Origin of the sequence: Colwellia sp. BRX10-9, from assembly GCF_014077405.1 — a bacterium.
Lineage (GTDB): Bacteria > Pseudomonadota > Gammaproteobacteria > Enterobacterales > Alteromonadaceae > Colwellia_A.
The window spans coordinates 96,195-114,660 of the sequence record NZ_JACGVV010000006.1 but is presented as its reverse complement, the minus strand read 5'-3'; the positions used below and the strand labels follow the sequence as shown (position 1 = coordinate 114,660).

Genomic DNA, 18,466 nt, shown 5'->3' with positions numbered 1-18,466 from the left:
TTAGAAGAAATACTTCCGCTGAAAATAACGTGACCAACAAGGGTCACATAAATTGTTTTTATTTTGCTTTTCTATATACGAACTTAATTGGATCTATTTGTGCATTATTGCGTAAAATTTCGTAATGAACATGAGGTCCAGTCGAGCGCCCCGTGCTACCCATACGTGCAATAATTTGTCCTTTGCTAACCACATCTCCTACTTTAACGAGTAAATTTTTATTATGACCATAACGAGTTTTTAATCCCCTACCGTGATTAATCTCGATAAGTTGCCCGTAGCCGTACCGGTCACTTGCCCAAGAAACAACACCTGAAGCCGTTGCAATTATCGCAGCACCTTCTTTACCTGCGAAGTCTACACCTTTATGTATCGCTGCTTTACCACTAAATGGGTCTTTTCGTACACCGTAATATGAAGAGAGCCAACCACCAATCATTGGTCGACCAGACAAATAGCTGCTACTTTCTATATGGTGACCCAAAGTCAAAGATTCAAGCGTAGTCAGTTGATTTTCTTCGTGGTGCAAACTTTCTTCTAGTGTTGATATTTCAGTTAACAACTCTGCCAGTGGCTTTTTATAATGGTTTTCACTCTGCAGCATAGGACCACCTGATGGCGGTAATTGTTGAAAATTAAATTCATTTTCTGGAATTGATGCTTCACTTGCTAAACGGTCACCTAAAGCATTCAGTCGTAACACTTGGCTTTGCAACTCAGCGAGTTTCATCGTTAGTGCGGTTAATTGTGGTTCAGTTAATTGCCGAGGATCTATCTTAGCGGGTGAATTCAAAGCATAGGGTACAGCTTGTGGCACGTCATCAGCAGAAAAAATTAAATGAACAACAAAGCCTGATATTAGCGCAAATACAGTGATCGCAGACAACCAATGCAACTTATTCAGCGTCATTGAAAATCTAACGTTCTTTCCACGATATAGTAGTGTTAAACTCATAATTACTTAAATACTATTCCAAAGTAGAGTGGTTAATGGCACGCAAAACAAGAAAACCTTCAGATATGTCAGAGCTCTTTCAATCATCGAAAGGCACTTTGGCACAAATAGCAGCAAAAACCAACTCTTTAACTATCTTGTCTGACATTGTACGCCAAACTTGCCCTGACCTGCCAGCAGATGTCTGGCATATTGCCAATTTTAAGCAAAATTCTTTAGTAATTGAAGTCACATCTGCTGTTTGGAGCCAAAGACTACAGTTTGAACGGATGAATATTTGCCGTGAACTGGCCATTGCTACCGACAAGGCTTTTGATCAAATTGAAATTAAGGTATCGCCTTATCGCAATAAAGTCGTTTATCAATCTGAAGAAAAACCCGCGGAGCCATTACATATCTCACAAAACACCGCTAACCAATTATTGGCTATTGCTAAAAACGCGCCAGAGAGTTTACGTAAAAAATTAGAAAAATTGGCAAAACACGCTGACAAAAACGCCATATGATAATTTTGCCTAGATATGATTTATACCCTTTATCTTAAAATAAAAAACCAGTCATTTGACTGGTTTTTTTATTGAGTTACATTAGCAGTATCTTAATTAAAATGCTGCAGCAGTTACTTCTTGATATTGGATAGGAGACGGTGTTTCATCTTCGTAAGTCACCCATTCCCAACTTTCTTTTTGCTTAAAGACTTCTCTTAACAAGATATTATTTAAGCCATGTCCGGATTTAAAGGCATTTAACTCACCTAAAATGCTGTGACCACACATGTACAAGTCGCCAATCGCATCGAGTATTTTGTGTTTAACAAATTCATCGTCATAGCGTAATTCATCTTTATTAAGCATGCGGTATTCGTCAAGTACAATGGCATTTTCTAAACTGCCACCTAAAGCTAAATCGTGAGAGCGAAGAAATTCGATATCACTCATAAAGCCAAAAGTACGTGCTCGACTAATTTCTTTAATAAAAGAACAGCTAGATAAGTCCATGCTCATCGTCTGACATGTTTTAGAAATAACAGGATGTTCAAATTCAATAGCAAAATTAATTTTAAAACCATGGTAAGGCTTTAATTCTGCCCATTTGTCACCTTCTTCAACACGAACAGTTTTCTTTATGCGAATAAAACGTTTTGCTGCTGCTAATGTTTTGATGCCAACCGACTGTATTAAATAAACGAACGGCAATGCGCTACCGTCCATAATCGGGATTTCAGGAGAATCTATTTCAACAATTAAGTTGTCAATACCTAAACCTGCGGCAGCTGATAACAAGTGCTCGACGGTGGAAATCTTCACACCTTGTTCATTGACTAAGCACGTACACAAAGTTGTCTCGCCCACAGCTTCAGGCGTTGCTGAAATTTCAACAATCGGATCTAAATCTATGCGGCGAAAAACAATACCAGTATTGGCTGGCGCAGGACGGAGAGTCAACTGCACCTTTTCACCTTTGTGTAAACCAACACCAACGGCGGTTACACTGTCTTTTAATGTACGTTGTTTAATCATAAATGCCTTATTAAGCTTTTACTAACCTTGAAATGCACCGTCCTCTTTCGACGGGCGCACAATATAGCAGAAAAACATAACAAAATCAAAATATCAGCTTTTAGCTTCACATTATTTTACACACAACTGTTCAACCAGCTGTATCCTAGTCACATATTAATTCGAATAATATTAGCGATTATATACACTATTTTTATTCTCTGATGACAAAATTAACCGTTCAAATTAGTCAGCTTGTTTACGTAAAAATGCCGGGATATCTAAATAGTTCTCGATATCTGCTGCAGTTTGTACTTGAGCATTGCTGTCTTGCATTGTTATCGGCGCTGTATTTACTTCTGCCTGTGGGCTAGCAATAAATTCTTGGCCAACGGCAATAGGTGCAACAGTAGGAGCTGGATTTACTAATGTTATATCTGGCTTGCGATCAGCACCAATACCGGTTGCAACTACAGTTACACGTAATTCATTAGTCATTTCAGGGTCGATAACCGCACCAACAACAACCGTTGCATTTTCAGAAGCAAAGGCCTTTACTGCATTACCCACTGTTTCAAATTCATCGATACTAATATCCATGCCAGCAGTAATGTTTACCAAAATACCGCGAGCACCAGCTAGGTCAACATCTTCAAGTAATGGACTCGAAATTGCAGCTTCTGCAGCTTCTTCTGCACGATCAGGACCCGATGCAATACCAGAACCCATCATTGCTGTGCCCATTTCTGACATAACGGTACGCACATCGGCGAAATCGACGTTAATCAAACCTGGACGAGTAATTAGCTCTGCAATACCCTGCACAGCACCTAACAATACATTATTTGCGGCTTTAAAAGCGTCAAGTAACGACGTACCTGGGCCTAAAACTTTTAATAATTTTTCATTAGGTATAGTAATTAATGAGTCGACACTTTTTGATAATAACTCAATACCTTGATCTGCATAGTTCATGCGTTTCTTGCCTTCAAATGGGAAGGGTTTGGTAACAACAGCAACCGTTAATATGCCCATTTCTTTTGCAATTTCAGCAACAACTGGAGCAGCACCCGTACCTGTACCACCACCCATACCTGCGGCGATAAAGATCATATCAGCCCCTTGTAGCGTTTCTCTAATCGTTTCTCTGTCTTCTTCAGCGCTGCGACGACCTATTTCAGGGTTAGCGCCGGCACCTAAGCCTTTAGTAACATCTGCACCAAGTTGTAAAGTAACATTGGCTGCTGAATTACGTAATGCTTGTGAATCGGTATTTGCCGTAATAAATTCAACACCTTCAATGGTTTGACAAACCATGTGCTCAACTGCATTACCGCCACCGCCACCAACACCAATGACTTTGATTACTGCTTCTTCGTTATGATCTTCCATTAATTCAAACATTTTTACTCTCTCCGATTTTTATGTTTTGTTCCACCAAAACGCGATTTAACTCTTACTTTTTACTTATCCACCATGATTGAGGCAGATTATAAAAATTTATTTACTCTTCTTATAACAAGGCTCTTAATGAGGGTTAAAACTCACCTTTAAACCAAGCTAAGATACGCGAAGTAATACTAGCAATACCTTCACTTTTCTTACTCTCTATACTTTGTTGTTCATTGGCTTGCATACCGTAATGTAATAAACCAACAACCGTTGAGTAAGTTGAATCATCAACATACTCTTTTAAACCACTCATACCTTTTGGCTTAGCGACACGTACTGGCATTTGAAAAACTTCTTCAGCAAACTCAACAACACCTTCCATTTTCGCTGTACCACCGGTTAACACATAACCTGCGGCAATTTGATCTTCTAAGCCCGCTTCGCGAACTGCTTCTTGAATAAGTTCAAAAAGCTCTTGGTAACGTGGCTCAACAACTTCCGCTAAAGTGTGACGAGACATTGAGCGTGCAGGACGACCACCAACACTCGGTACTTCAATGTTCTCTTCCATACTCACCATTTGTCGAAGCGCACAAGCATATTGCACTTTAATGTCTTCTGCGTGGCTTAACGGCGTTCTAAAAATTTTCGCAATATCACTGGTGACCTGATTACCGGCCACAGGTATAACCGCAGTGTGTCTTAAAGCACCGCCAGCAAATACCGCAATATCCATCGTACCTGCGCCCATGTCTACCACACAAATACCGAGTTCTTTCTCATCATCTGTTAGCACAGCATAACTAGATGCTAATGCTGAAAAAATAAGTTGATCGGCTTTTACTTCACAGCGCTCAACACATTTAACAATATTTTTAGCCATGTCGTTAGCACAAGTAACAATATGAACTTTGGCCTCCATTCGGACACCTGACATACCAATCGGGCTTTTTATGCCATCTTGGCAGTCAATACTAAATTCTTGTGGTAATACATGTAACATGCGTCGTTCCGCGGAAATCGGTACTGAACGCGCGGTATGTATTACGTTATCAACATCTTCTTGAATGACTTCTTTGTCATTGATTGGCACCATGCCATTTTCATTTTGACAACTAATATGCTTACCTGAAATACCTAAGTAAACCGAGCTAATTTGGCAATCGGCCATTAATTCAGCTTCGTTGATAGCACGCTGAATTGATTGAATAACCAAATTCAAATCATTAACGCCACCTTTATCCATACCTCGTGCAGGTTGATTTCCAACACCAACAATACTTAATTGATTGTCCGGTGTTATTTCACCAACAGCAACAGATATTTTCGACGTTCCTATGTCTAAACCTACTACCAAGTTTCTTTCGTTTACTTTTGACATTAAAGTTAAGCTCTTTGTTTATTCTCTGCGGTTTTCCAACCAACAGCGAGTCCAGTGTCATAACGTAAATCAACATAATCCACTTGCTGATTTTCTTCTTTTGTTTTCATTATTTGCGGGTAGACATCCATAAATCTTTGTACACGCTCAATTTTGTTTTCTCTACCTAAATTAAGCGTTATGCCGTTCTTAAGCGTTAACTGCCAAGAATGACGTTCGGTAAGTAACAACTCATCAATTGACAGCTCACTAAACTTCAGCAACTTACTTAAATTAACAAAGTTACTTAAGGCAAGATCTTCACTGCCTTCAGGACCAAAAAATGCCGGTAATGCAGACTGTAAACGTGCAGTGTCCGCCTGAAATGCTTTACCGTATTGATTAATTAAAAAGTCACCATTCCATAAAGCAATCGGCGTTTGATCAACAACATAAATTTTCAGTTCATTCGGCCACTTTTTTCGTACCGATACCGAGTATACCCAAGGCAATTCAGCCACTTTCTGTTGTACGTGATTGACATCAACATTAAAAAAGTTTCCTAAGTTAACATCTTCAATCGCATTTTCTATATCTTGTCTATTGGTAAACGGCATTTCACCGCCAATAACAATCGACGTAACAGGCATTGACTCTTCAGATGACATTTTATTATTTAAAAACCAACTGAATGAAATAATAGTAACAATCACCAGCACAAAAAAAGTCACACCGAGCCAAAAAGACCAGTGTAATTTTTCTTGTTGCTCCGTCATTAATGGTGACAATGACGGTTGATTTCTACTAGTTATTGTCATTATTTATCTGCTAATTGTCCTGTGCTAATGGCGACTATTTTTGTTACCAGCTCACTAAAACTTAAGCCGTGTACCTTTGCTGCTTTAGGTACCAATGACGTTTCAGTCATACCTGGAACAGTATTGACTTCCAGTAGCTGCCATTTATTTTCATTGTTACGCATAACATCTACGCGCCCCCATCCTTTTGCACCGGTTGCTTTAAAAGCTTTAAGCGCTAATGCTTTAAGCGCTTGTTCATCTTCATCACTCAAACCAGCAGGACAATGATATTGTGTTGTCGTTGATTGATATTTAGCTTCGTAGTCATAGAACTCACGAGGCGTTTCCATATGAATGGCGGGTAACGCTTCTTCGCCTAAAATAGCCACCGTATATTCAGGACCATTAATCCATGCTTCTACTAAAATTTGGTCATCATATTCAAAGGCAGTCGTTAATGCTTGGTGTAATTCATTGGCTGTTTTGGCTTTGGCCATACCAATACTTGAGCCTTCATTCGCTGGCTTAACCATGACCATACCACCGAGTGTCGCCAGTATTTTTTCTGCTTGAGTTTCTTGGTAAGCCTCTTTTTCGACAATAGCAAAAGGCGCAGTCGGTAATCCTTGTGCTTGAAACACTTGCTTGCTACGAATTTTGTCCATGGACAACGCAGATCCTAAGACATCAGAACCGGTATAGGGGATGCCCATATATTGTAAAGCCCCCTGCACACAACCATCTTCACCGCCTCGACCATGCAAAGCGATAAAAACACGATCGATATTTCGTTTAGTTAAGTCAGCTAAACAAAACCCTCGAGTGTCGATGAGTTCAACGTCAAAACCAGCTTGTTGTAGACCCTTGGTAATCGCTTTTCCAGAATTAAGTGATACTTCGCGTTCTGCTGAGTCGCCGCCATATAAAACAGCTAACCTTTGGTCTTTCAGTGCTTTCACTTTTTAGCCCCTTTAAGGTCAACATTTAGTAATGGGTTTATCATAATTTCACGAGCTATAACGCCAATAGTACCTGCGCCTTGTGTAATAACCATATCGCCGTCTTGTAATTGCGCTTGCAACAATTCTGCTAATATTTCAGCGCTACTAACATAGATAGGTTCAATTTGACCACGCTGGCGAATACTTCGCGCTAGGCTCTTACTGTCAGCACTGTTGATAGGCGCTTCGCCCGCCGCATAAACATCGAGTAAAAATAAGCAATCGACTTCAGACAACACTTCAACAAAGTCTTCGTATAAATCGCGCGTACGAGAATAACGGTGTGGCTCAAAAATCATCACTAAGCGTTTTTCAGGCCAGCCATTTCTCATCGCTTTAATTGTTGCTTTAACTTCACGAGGGTGATGTCCATAATCATCGACTAAGATCATCTCACCTTTTTCTGTCGCTAAATTAGCCAATTGTTCAAAACGTCTACCGATACCCGCAAATTTTTCTAGAGCACTGACAATGGCCGCGTCGTCAACGCCTTCATCAGTTGCAACAGCGATACTCGCCAAGGCGTTCAGCACATTATGTTCACCGGGTAAGTTTACTGACATATTGATATCAGCAAAACCTTCACGCTGTACGGTAAAATGACTAACGCCACCATTTTGTTGAAAGTTTGTCGCTCGTACATCAGCATCTTCACTAAAACCATAGGTGATCACTTGACGACCCATTCTTGGAATGAGTTCACGCACAACATCGTTATCAATACAAACAACCGCTAAACCATAAAACGGTAAGTTATGTAAAAATTCGATGTAGGTATCTTTAAGTTTTTCAAAATCACCTTGGTAAGTCTCCATGTGATCTTCGTCGATATTAGTGATCACTGAAACCATAGGCTGCAGATGCAAGAATGACGCGTCACTCTCATCGGCTTCTGCAATAAGGTAACGACTTTTACCCAAACGCGCATTGGTGCCAGCGCTATTTAATAAACCACCAATCACAAATGTTGGGTCTAGGTCACCTTCAGCAAAAATACTTGCAATCAAACTGGTCGTTGTTGTTTTGCCATGAGTCCCCGCAATCGCAACACCATGGCGAAAACGCATTAATTCAGCTAACATTTCAGCACGACGTACCACAGGAATACGTAACGTTTGCGCATTCACCAATTCAGGGTTATCTGCTTTAATTGCCGTTGAAACAACAATAACACTCGCACCAACAATGTTATCTGCCGCATGACCTATAGTAATATTTGCACCTAACGCCATTAAGCGAGTAACAACTTGATTTTCGCCAATATCAGAGCCAGTAATTTGGTAGCCTTCATTTAACAATACTTCAGCAATACCCCCCATACCTGCACCGCCAATACCGACAAAGTGAATGCTTTTTACGCGGCGCATTTCTGGTAATTTAATAGGTGCAGTGTTATTGGCTATCTTATTTCTCATTATCTTACTCATTAGTTAACTAACTCCGCGCAAGTATTAGCAACACGGAGAGTTGCATCAACGTGAGCAGCATCGTGCGCCGCTTTAACCATCGACCTTACTACGCTGTCGGAAATAAAAAGGCTGTTAAGCATTTGCGCTAAAGTCGTACCGTTAAATTCTTTTTGTGGTAATAATTTTGCAGCACCACGTGAAACTAAATACATCGCATTTTTGGTTTGATGGTCATCAACGGCATGAGGTAAAGGCACAAAAATAGCAGGTTTAGCTGCCATAGCGAGTTCTGAAACGGTTAAGGCACCTGCTCGGCAAACAACAATGTCTGCCCATTGATAAGCGGCCGCCATATCTTCAATAAATTCAGTCACTTTAACTTTATCTTCTGACAAGCCAAACTTTTTATAGCTGGCCAGTACTGCTGTTTGATTATCACGACCCGTTTGATGCCAAACGTCAATATTTTGCAGTTGTATTTGTTTTAGCGCTTGTGGCACGGTTTCATTCAAAATTTTAGCGCCAAGACTTCCACCAACCACTAGTACTTTTTTACTACTACTTGGATTCTCGGGGATCACTGGCGTTAACGCGGTTATTTCTTTACGCAACGGGTTTCCAACCACCTGAAAGTCAATATTAGCGGTAAAAGCGTTTGGGAATGCACTCAACACTTTAGTGGCAATTTTCGCTAAATAACGGTTTGTCATGCCAGCAACCGCATTTTGTTCATGTAAAACTAAAGGGATCCGCATTAACCAAGCAGCAAAGCCACCAGGAGCACTTGCATAACCGCCCATGCCTAAGACAACATCGGGTTTTACTTTGCGTAATATCGCAATTGATTGTAAAACCGACAGTAATAATTGAAACGGTATTTTAACACGCTCTAACAAGCTTTTATTGCGTACACCGGCAATATTGATAAATGAAATATCAAAACCATGCTCAGGAACAATTTTTGCTTCCATACGTTTTTCAGTGCCAAGCCAATGTATCTTCCAGCCTTGAGCTTTGAGCATTTCTGCCACAGCTATACCTGGGAAAATATGACCACCTGTGCCACCAGCCATCACTAATAAAGTGGGTGCTTTTTTGCTAGTTGTATTTTCAAATCCAGTCATATTGTTCACCCTCCTTATCATCTTTAGTTTTGGGTTTTACTACTATTTTATTCATTGCATTACTTTTTTTTATTTTGTTTTTCTTTGATTTTTTCTTAGTGGTCGCCTGAATACTTTGCAAACGTATCTCATGATCTATTCTCATCAAGATAAACACCGCCATGGTCATAATGATCATCGAGCTACCGCCATAACTTAATAACGGCATCGTTAACCCTTTAGTGGGCACTACACCTGCACTAGCACCAACATTGACCGCAGCTTGAAAGCTTATCCAAATACCAATAGCGTAAGCAAAAAAACCTTCGAAATATTTTTCTTTTTGTAAAGCGGCTCTGCCAAGTAACAGTGCCTTGAGCACTAAAAACATACTCAGCATTAAGATCACGCTTATACCAATAAAGCCAAGTTCTTCTGCAACAACCGCCATAACAAAATCGGTATGCGCTTCGGGTAAATATTCTAGCTTTTGAATACTATTTCCTAACCCTTGTCCAAAAATCTCACCACGGCCATATGCCATCAATGATTGTGTTAATTGATAACCACTGCCAAAGGGATCTTCCCAAGGGTCTAAAAAGCCGGTAACTCGCGCCCAACGATAAGGAGAAAAATAAGCGAGCGCGGATAATAAACTAATGCCAACGCCAGATACACAAGCAAATTGCCAAAGTTTAGCGCCAGCTAAAAATAACAGACCAAAAGTGGTCACAAACATCACAACAATGGTACCTAAATCTGGTTGCATTAATAACAAACCACCAAGTACAGTAAAGACAACGAGTGGTTTAGCAAACCCTTTAACGTTTTCCATCACTTCATCACGACGTCGAACAAGATAAGACGATAAATAACAAAAGAAAAACAATTTCGCAGGCTCTGCCGCTTGTAACGTTATTGGACCCACAACAATCCACCGTGTCGAACCATTAACCGTTCGGCCAATCACTAACACCACAACTAACAGCAAAATCCCCAATAGCAGTAAATGCCCACTATGTTTTTGCCAAAGACTCATCGGTACGCTCATCGTGACAACGGCCACCAACAAACTTATACAAATATAAATAAAGTGACGCTCGACAAAATGAAACGGGTCATTGAACAATCTTTCTGCTACAGGCATAGACGAACTGGCGACCATAATGAGACCAATCATATACATACTAATAGCGAGTAATAAGTACGTACGATCAAATGTAGCGCTGCTAGCACCTTGCTCTGCCGATAACCACATGGGTAGTTTTATATTATCGAGTTTAGAGAGAACTGATGTTGTCATGAGTTCTCCTCTGGCAAGCTTGGTGTTTTATTTTCTCCGCTCAACTTGTTAACCGCATTGACAAAGACTTCGCCACGTTCAGCAAAGTTCTTGAACATATCAATGCTGGCACAAGCCGGTGAAAGTAACACTACATCACCTGATTTAACGATATTGCCAAGGATATTAATCGCTTGTTCAATACGGGTAACTTTACTATTTTTTATCTTTGCTTTATTAGCGACAGCAGCCACTTCATCGCCGTCTTTACCTAAGGTAAAAACATGGCTAACATCTTTAGAAAAAACGTTAGTTAATGGGGAAAAGTCTGCTCCTTTGCCATCGCCACCCGCAATAACATATAAGTTGTTATCTACTGACATCATAGCGGCTAAGCCTTCAATCGCTGCTAGGGTTGCGCCAACATTGGTTGCTTTAGAGTCGTTAATCCATTGCACATTTTTATACGTTGATATCAGCTGACAACGATGTTCCAAGCCTTTAAATTCAACTAAATGTACTAACATCTCGTCAAGTGGCCAACCAGCACTATGACCTAGTGCCAATACCGCTAAACAGTTCAAGGCATTGTGTAAACCGGCAATAGGTAGTTGATTAACACCAATAAGCGGCTTTGAGCCAAACATTAATTGTCTTTGTCCATCAATCACCGACATGCCAAAATGACCGTCGAGTGCAACATCGCTACCAAACGAAAGTGACTTTTGCGCCTTACCAACAAGTTGAGTATTAACATCATCACGATTAGTAATAGCCGTTTGACACTGTTGATAAATACCTCGTTTAATCGCGGCATAGTTTTCTAAGGTTTTATGACGATCTAAATGATCATCGCTCACATTTAAAACAGTTGCAGCAATCGCCTTCATACTGCGTAATGTTTCTAATTGAAAACTAGAAAGTTCTAAGACTAAGCAGTCGAGTGATTTTTGCGATTGTTCTAGTACCGGTACTCCAATATTACCGCCTAGTTCAACTTTTTTACCCAGCCTTTGTCCGAGAAAAGCCAATAAAGACACCACCGTTGATTTACCATTTGAACCGGTAACAGCAAGAATAGCGGTGTTATTATTTTGACAATAAAGCTCAACGTCTCCAGCAACAATACAATTTTTGCTTATCTGCTTAGCAATGTCAGCAATACTGGTATCTACACCTGGGCTGACCAGTAAAACATCGGCTGAAGCGATCAGTGTTTTATCCCAGCCACCTAACGTTAACGCTGTATGTGGAAACTCTTGCTTAAAAACGTCAATATTAATGGCATTATCACGACTGTCATTTACCGAGCAAGTTAAGCCATTTTTTGCTAAATAACGCACACAAGACAACCCTGTTAACCCTGCACCGAGGACAACAATTTTTTGGGTTGTTAACTGCGCTATCGCTAGCGGAGCTTGTGAAATTTTTTGCGTCATTTTATGCTTTATACCTACTTTAAATACTATTTTTTATTAAACGATTTATTAATCAATCATTGTTAGCGTAGTTTTAATGTCGCTAAACCAATCAATACCAGTACTAATGAGATAATCCAAAAACGGACAATAACTCTTGGCTCAGGCCAGCCTTTTAATTCGTAATGATGGTGAATAGGCGCCATACGGAAAATACGTTGGCCACGTAATTTATAAGAGCCAACTTGTAAAATAACTGACACCGTTTCCATAACAAAAACACCGCCCATAATGAACAACACTAATTCTTGTCGAACTAAAACCGCGATAACACCCAAGGCTGCACCAAGTGCTAAAGAACCAACATCGCCCATAAATACTTGTGCAGGGTAAGTGTTAAACCAGAGAAATCCTAAACCTGCGCCAACAATAGCCGTACAAACAACCACTAACTCACTCGCCATCGCAATGTGGGGAATATTTAAATATTCAGAGAAGTTTGCGTGTCCTGTCATGTAGGCAAAAATAGCAAAAGCGCCAGCGACCATTATCGTTGGCACTATTGCTAAGCCATCTAAACCATCAGTTAAATTAACTGCGTTACTGGTCCCAACAATCACAAAGTAGGTCATACCAACGTAAAAAATACCCAGTTGAGGTAATACGTCTTTAACGAACGGAATAAGCAAACTTGTTTCTTCGGGACTTTGAGCAAGAGAATATAAAAACAAGGCGGTCGCTAAACCCGCAACGGTTTGCCAAAAGTATTTCCAACGCGCAATTAAACCATTAGGGTCTTTGCGAATAACTTTTCGATAATCATCAACAAAGCCTATTAGGCCAAAACTGGTGATAACAAAAAGCACAACCCAAACGTAGGTGTTACTTAAATCGGCCCAGAGTAAAACACTGACCACAATAGCGGCTAAAATTAACAGCCCACCCATAGTCGGCGTGCCGGTTTTCACCAAATGGCTTTCAGGGCCATCATCGCGAACAACCTGACCCACTTGCATATTTTGCAAGAAACGGATCAGCTTAGGACCAAAGTACAAAGATATAGTTAACGCGGTTAATGTACTTACAATGGCGCGAAATGTTAGATAAGAAAAAACATTAAAAAAACTGTAATACTGTGTTAAATATTCACTTAGCCAAACTAGCATGAACTTATCTCCGATGATTTATGTTCTGAAGTTGACGAAGAGAGTTCTAAATTTTTACGCCAGTTAATAATATCTTGCACTACATTTTCCATACGGGCACTACGTGATCCTTTGACTAGGATAGAGATCGCTTGCTGCTCATTTTCCAATAAAGAAGTTAAACAACGCATTAACGACACTCTGTCACTAAAATGTTGGCCATTAAAAGCATCAGCTGAACTTTGACTCAGCACGCCCAGCGTCAGTAAATCATCAATTTTGCATTGTTTAGCATAATCGCCAACTTCATGATGATAACCTCGAGCTTGTGCGCCCAATTCGCCCATATCACCAAGGATAAGGATGCGTCGGCCTGAGTAGCTAGCCAATAAATCGCTAGCCGCTTTTATTGATTCAACATTTGCGTTGTAAGTATCATCAATTAATTTAAACGTGGGTGTTAACTGATGTAAATTTAATCGGCCTTTCACCGGTGACATTTCAGCCAAGCCTAAACGAATATCGTCAAGGCTAGCACCAAATTCTAAAGCAATCGCAGCTGCAGCAACCGCATTGCAAACATTGTGTTTCCCCGGCACCGTTAATTCAATGAACGTATTGCCAGAGTGAGTATTAAGCTTAAAGCCAGCACAACCTGTATCATCAAGTATTACATCACTTGAGAAACAGTCAGCAGCTTGTTCACATGAGAACGTTCTTACTTTTTTGTCAACCAAACGCCATTGCCATTTATTGGCAAATTTACAATCTTGGTTATATAGAGCAATGCCGCCACTGCTTAGGCCTTCAAAAATTTCACCTTTTGCACGTGCCACACCGCATAAATCGCCAAATCCCTCTAAATGAGCCGCGGCAATATTATTAATAATAGCAACATCAGGCTTCACTAATGCTGAGGTGTAAGCTATTTCACCCATATGATTTGCACCCAACTCAACCACAGCAAATTCGTGCTGTGACTCAAGGCGCAATAAGGTGAGTGGCACACCAATATCGTTATTAAAATTCCCTTTTGTTGCTAATACCTTGCCCAAGCGTGATAAAATTGCCGCTACCATTTCTTTTACTGTGGTTTTACCACTACTTCCGGTAATAGCAACCGTTTTAGGGGCAACTTTTTCTTTCACATAAGCAGCTATCTTGCCTAAGGCTTTATGCGTATCTTCAACAATAATTTGAGGAATACTCAGTTGGCAATCATCTTGAACAATCACGGCTGCACAACCTAATTCAATCACCTGATTCAAAAAACGGTGTGCATCAAAATTTGGTCCCTTGAGCGCAAGAAATAATTCACCCTTTGCTAATGCTCGACTATCGGTATTAATGCTATCAATAGTGATGTTTTCTCCAACGAGCTTACCATCAACGGCTAAAGCAATTTCAGCTAAGCATAATGGGATCATGATATTGCTCCTGCAGTGTTACTTTGTTGTTGATAAACGTCATAAATGGCTTTAACCAATTCACGTTCGTTATAATTAATTTTTTCATTAGCTACTATGATGTAGTCTTCATGGCCTTTACCCGCAAGTAAAACCATGTCATCAGCCTTTGCTTTTGCCAAGGTAGCTTTGATCGCGGCTTCGCGGTCAAGTAAAACGGTGATTTTTTCAGGAAAAAGACACCCCGCGAGCATATCGGCAACGATATCTTCAGCTTTTTCTGTTCTTGGATTATCTGTGGTAAACACCAGATGATCAGCACCATTCTCGGCTGCTAGCGCCATTAGTGGTCGCTTACCTTTGTCTCTGTCTCCTCCACAACCAAACACCACCCATAACTCACCTTTACAATGGTGGCGACAAGCATGCAGTGCACTGACTAATGCATCGGGAGTATGTGCATAGTCAACAATAGTGGTCGCTTTATTATTAGCTTTAAATGTTTCCATGCGGCCAACAATCGGTGTTAATGCTTTAACCGCTAACGCGATATCATGTAATGAAATATTTTTGCTCATCAATACAGCAATACCCGCTAATAAATTTTCAATATTGAAATCGCCCATTAGCACGCTGTCAATTTCTTGTTGACCAAGATGGGTATTCAAGATGAATTGAACACCATTAGCATGGGTTTTAATCTCACTGGCTTGGGCATAAGCTGAAAATTGAGTAACTGCGGCCGATTTACCATAAACAATAAGACTTTGCTTATTTGGCCAATGCGCTAACCATTGTTTACCTTGCTGGTCATCACCATTAATAATGGCTATTTGTTTGGCATCATGACTAAAAATTTGATATTTGGCGTCAGCATAGTTTGTCATGGTTTTATGATAATCAAGATGATCGCGTGTCAAATTGGTGAACACGGCAATATCAAGTAAATTTGCTAAAACACGCCGCTGCTCAAGTGCATGAGAAGATATTTCCATAGCAACATTTTTACAATGATCTGCAGAGAACTCAGCCATTAACTGATGCAACTGTGTTGCTGCCGGTGTCGTATTTTCAACGGTTTGTAGCGATTCAATTTGTCCAGCGCCATTGGTGCCTATAACCGCTGTTCTTTGTTGGCAACTCGCTAATAATTTTGAGATTATTTGACTGGTGCTGGTTTTACCATTGGTGCCAGTAATACCTATAATCGTCATATTATCTTGTGGACTTTGATAATACCCCTTAGCAAATGAAAATAACTTTTCATTGAGTTGATAGAAATAGACTTGTGCTATTTTTTTATCTGAATTTTCTGTCGTTAAATAAACAATTTCACCATGTTGGCTGGCATGGCTGCATTCAGCAATGATTAACCCACACTCTAATGATACGGCTTGGTTAATATAATCATTACCATTTTGCTGATGGCCGATAATCGCACAAAAGACATCGCCCGCTTTTAATTTACGGGTATCATTAACCAAATCTCCACAATTCATTGGGAAATAAGCCCGTTCAGCCAATGCGGGTAACGGTAAATTAAACCGTTTAAAAACGTCAAATAATTGTGCTTGGCTCAATGAAAAAGTAAACTTAGGCATCGGCATGCTCCTGTTTTACTTTCATTGTTGGCTTGTCTTCACTGACCACAGGTCTTATATCAGCAACACGCTTTGCATCTGGGGCAATATTTAATACCCGCAATGCGCCTTTCATTACTCTTGAAAAGACAGGGGCAGCAACTTCGCCACCATGGTATAAATCGCCGCCAGGTTCATTGATAACAACAACAACCACAATCTCAGGATCAGAAATTGGTGCCATGCCAGCAAACAAGCCAACGTATTCATTGCCATAGCCACCAGCGAAAGCTTTAATTGCAGTGCCCGTTTTGCCACCAACACGGTAACCTTCTACCTTAGCATTTGGGGTATGCTCATTAACCACATTTTCTAACATGCCAACAACTTGTTCACTCGATTGCTCTGAAAAAATCCGTACATCTCGAAGTGGAATAGTATCCAAGGTATCTTTTTTGATAATAGTGAGCGGCTTTTTAATGCCGCCATTAGCTAAGGTTGAATAAAAACGTGCTAGTTGAAGCGGGGTTGCCGCAACACCATGCCCCCAAGATAAGGTCGCTAATTCAAATTTCGACCAACGTTGGCGATCATGCATAATACCTGAACTTTCGCCAACTAAGCCAACACCGGTTTCTTCGCCAAAGCCAGCATCAAAGAATTTATTCAGTAAAAATTCTTTCGGTACTGAAAGTGCTAATTTTGTCGTGCCCATATTTGATGAATGCACCAAAATATCAGTAATACTTAATTTGCCACGGTTAATTGGGTCGCCAACTCTGCGGCCACCTAAACGCATCCAACCTGGACTGGTATCAATGATGCTGTCGGCTTTTACTGAACCAAACTCTAAGGCGGTTAATGCAGTTAAAGGTTTTAAGGTTGAACCCGGTTCATAAAAATCGGTGATCGCTCGATTTCGAAAACGATGGATCGCTGTGTTTCGACGATTATTAGGATTATAAGATGGGCTATTTACCAGCGCTAAAATTTCGCCTGTATGAACATTAGTAACAACGACTGAGCCTGATGTCGCTTTAAATGCTTTTACCGCACCTTTTAATTCTTTATAAGCGATGGCTTGAATACGCTGATCAATACTCAAAACGATATCTTTGGGCTGAGTAGATTCTTGCTCAGACAGTATTTCTATTTTACGGCCCTTAGCATCTTTACGGTATTGTTTTTCGCCGTCAGTTCCCGTCAGTAATTGATCGTAAACGCGTTCAACACCCTCGATACCTTTGTCATCTACATTGGTAAAGCCAACAACATGAGCGCTTATTTCTCCTGACGGATAAAAGCGTTTTGATTCTTTTCGTAAATGAATACCCGGTATTTTTAATTCTTTAATGTATTTAGCCATTGCTGGCGATACTTTACGTTCAACATAAACAAAACGTTTAGTTGGGTTTTTAACAATACGTGAAGTTAGTTTGTTAACATTACGCCCTAAAACATCGGCAAGTGCTTGCCAATGCTCTTTCATTGCTAGCGCATTGTTGTCCATGATAATTTTAGGATCTGCCCACACGGTTTCAACCGGGACACTGATCGCCAGTTCACGGCCGTTACGATCGACAATTGAACCACGTTGTACTGTATGAGCAGCGGTACGTAATGAGCGCATATCTCCCTGTTTTTTCAACATGTCGGGTTCAATGATTTGAATATATGCACTGCGAGCCAACAAACCTGCATAAACAAACACTATTAGGCCGACCACAACGTAAAAACGCCATGCCACCGAAATTTGCTGTTTATCTACTTGTTTCTTCACTAACTTGCTCATTGTTGTTGAATGATAATTTCCGAATTTATATTCGGTCTTTTCATCTGTAATAATTTTCTAGCTTTGCTTTCTATCGTACTGTGCTCAGCTAGGCTATTTTGCTCTAACAATAAATTACGCCACTCAATATCTAACTCATCTCTTTCTGTTAATAATATTTCTAAACCACTGGTGGTTTGACGATTTAAATGGGTGAAGTAAATCACCGAAAATGCCGAAATAACCACCATAACTAACAACAGATATATAAATATATGTCGCTGAATGTCGTACCAAACTTCTAATGGCAATGCCATTTTTGAGTTTGCCATAACTATATCAGCC

16 protein-coding genes are annotated in these 18,466 nt (G+C 40.2%); 1 reads left to right on the top strand and 15 read right to left on the bottom strand.

Translation table 11 applies throughout. The features are described from left to right. Nucleotides 1-58 precede the first annotated feature (58 nt). The gene (locus H4J69_RS05695) at nucleotides 59-910 is read right to left on the bottom strand and encodes a M23 family metallopeptidase (protein WP_259367715.1); all 852 of its coding nucleotides are present in this window, start codon (nucleotides 908-910) and stop codon (nucleotides 59-61) included. Nucleotides 911-990: 80 nt separating this feature from the next. On the opposite strand from H4J69_RS05695, the gene H4J69_RS05690 reads away from it, so the two are divergent. After that, nucleotides 991-1,461: a DUF721 domain-containing protein gene (locus H4J69_RS05690; protein WP_070374770.1), complete on the top strand. Its 471-nt coding sequence runs from the start codon at nucleotides 991-993 to the stop codon at nucleotides 1,459-1,461. Nucleotides 1,462-1,557: 96 nt separating this feature from the next. Here the strand turns inward: H4J69_RS05690 and lpxC are convergent, their stop codons facing one another. The 14 genes from lpxC to ftsL form a co-directional block, all read right to left on the bottom strand. Continuing rightward, entirely contained in the window at nucleotides 1,558-2,475 is a 918-nt protein-coding gene (lpxC, locus tag H4J69_RS05685) for a UDP-3-O-acyl-N-acetylglucosamine deacetylase (protein ID WP_070374771.1), read from the bottom strand. Nucleotides 2,476-2,700: 225 nt separating this feature from the next. Continuing rightward, nucleotides 2,701-3,858 (bottom strand): cell division protein FtsZ, encoded by a 1,158-nt coding sequence (gene ftsZ, locus H4J69_RS05680; protein ID WP_070374772.1) that lies wholly within the window; start codon nucleotides 3,856-3,858, stop codon nucleotides 2,701-2,703. 133 nt (nucleotides 3,859-3,991) lie between these two features. Further along, nucleotides 3,992-5,227, bottom strand: coding sequence for a cell division protein FtsA (gene ftsA, locus H4J69_RS05675; protein ID WP_070374773.1), 1,236 nt, complete (start codon nucleotides 5,225-5,227; stop codon nucleotides 3,992-3,994). A gap of 5 nt (nucleotides 5,228-5,232) precedes the next feature. Next, the gene (locus H4J69_RS05670; RefSeq protein ID WP_259364711.1) at nucleotides 5,233-6,024 is read right to left on the bottom strand and encodes a cell division protein FtsQ/DivIB; all 792 of its coding nucleotides are present in this window, start codon (nucleotides 6,022-6,024) and stop codon (nucleotides 5,233-5,235) included. Beyond that, on the bottom strand, nucleotides 6,024-6,965 hold the full coding sequence (locus H4J69_RS05665) for a D-alanine--D-alanine ligase (protein WP_070374774.1): 942 nt from the start codon (nucleotides 6,963-6,965) through the stop codon (nucleotides 6,024-6,026). The genes H4J69_RS05670 and H4J69_RS05665 overlap by 1 nt, the downstream gene beginning before the upstream one ends. After that, entirely contained in the window at nucleotides 6,962-8,422 is a 1,461-nt protein-coding gene (murC, locus tag H4J69_RS05660; protein ID WP_182221130.1) for a UDP-N-acetylmuramate--L-alanine ligase, read from the bottom strand. Before murC ends, H4J69_RS05665 begins: the two co-directional genes overlap by 4 nt. 11 nt (nucleotides 8,423-8,433) lie before the next feature. Beyond that, a complete protein-coding gene (gene murG / locus H4J69_RS05655; protein ID WP_182229973.1) occupies nucleotides 8,434-9,540 on the bottom strand; it encodes an undecaprenyldiphospho-muramoylpentapeptide beta-N-acetylglucosaminyltransferase in 1,107 nt (368 codons plus the stop codon). Continuing rightward, entirely contained in the window at nucleotides 9,527-10,777 is a 1,251-nt protein-coding gene (gene ftsW / locus H4J69_RS05650; protein ID WP_259364715.1) for a cell division protein FtsW, read from the bottom strand. Before ftsW ends, murG begins: the two co-directional genes overlap by 14 nt. Nucleotides 10,778-10,818: 41 nt before the next feature. After that, nucleotides 10,819-12,240 carry a UDP-N-acetylmuramoyl-L-alanine--D-glutamate ligase gene (gene murD, locus H4J69_RS05645; RefSeq protein WP_182213322.1) on the bottom strand — a complete coding sequence of 474 codons (1,422 nt, stop codon included), beginning with the start codon at nucleotides 12,238-12,240 and terminating at the stop codon, nucleotides 10,819-10,821. A gap of 62 nt (nucleotides 12,241-12,302) precedes the next feature. Continuing rightward, nucleotides 12,303-13,385 carry a phospho-N-acetylmuramoyl-pentapeptide-transferase gene (mraY, locus tag H4J69_RS05640; protein WP_182213320.1) on the bottom strand — a complete coding sequence of 361 codons (1,083 nt, stop codon included), beginning with the start codon at nucleotides 13,383-13,385 and terminating at the stop codon, nucleotides 12,303-12,305. Next, complete coding sequence (gene murF, locus H4J69_RS05635) at nucleotides 13,379-14,791, bottom strand: UDP-N-acetylmuramoyl-tripeptide--D-alanyl-D-alanine ligase (RefSeq protein ID WP_182213318.1); 1,413 nt, start codon at nucleotides 14,789-14,791, stop codon at nucleotides 13,379-13,381. The genes mraY and murF overlap by 7 nt, the downstream gene beginning before the upstream one ends. Beyond that, on the bottom strand, nucleotides 14,788-16,371 hold the full coding sequence (locus tag H4J69_RS05630; RefSeq protein WP_182244242.1) for a UDP-N-acetylmuramoyl-L-alanyl-D-glutamate--2,6-diaminopimelate ligase: 1,584 nt from the start codon (nucleotides 16,369-16,371) through the stop codon (nucleotides 14,788-14,790). The genes murF and H4J69_RS05630 overlap by 4 nt, the downstream gene beginning before the upstream one ends. After that, complete coding sequence (locus H4J69_RS05625) at nucleotides 16,364-18,142, bottom strand: penicillin-binding protein 2 (protein ID WP_182213314.1); 1,779 nt, start codon at nucleotides 18,140-18,142, stop codon at nucleotides 16,364-16,366. Before H4J69_RS05625 ends, H4J69_RS05630 begins: the two co-directional genes overlap by 8 nt. Next, nucleotides 18,139-18,453: a cell division protein FtsL gene (ftsL, locus tag H4J69_RS05620; protein WP_182213312.1), complete on the bottom strand. Its 315-nt coding sequence runs from the start codon at nucleotides 18,451-18,453 to the stop codon at nucleotides 18,139-18,141. The genes H4J69_RS05625 and ftsL overlap by 4 nt, the downstream gene beginning before the upstream one ends. Nucleotides 18,454-18,466: the final 13 nt, after the last annotated feature.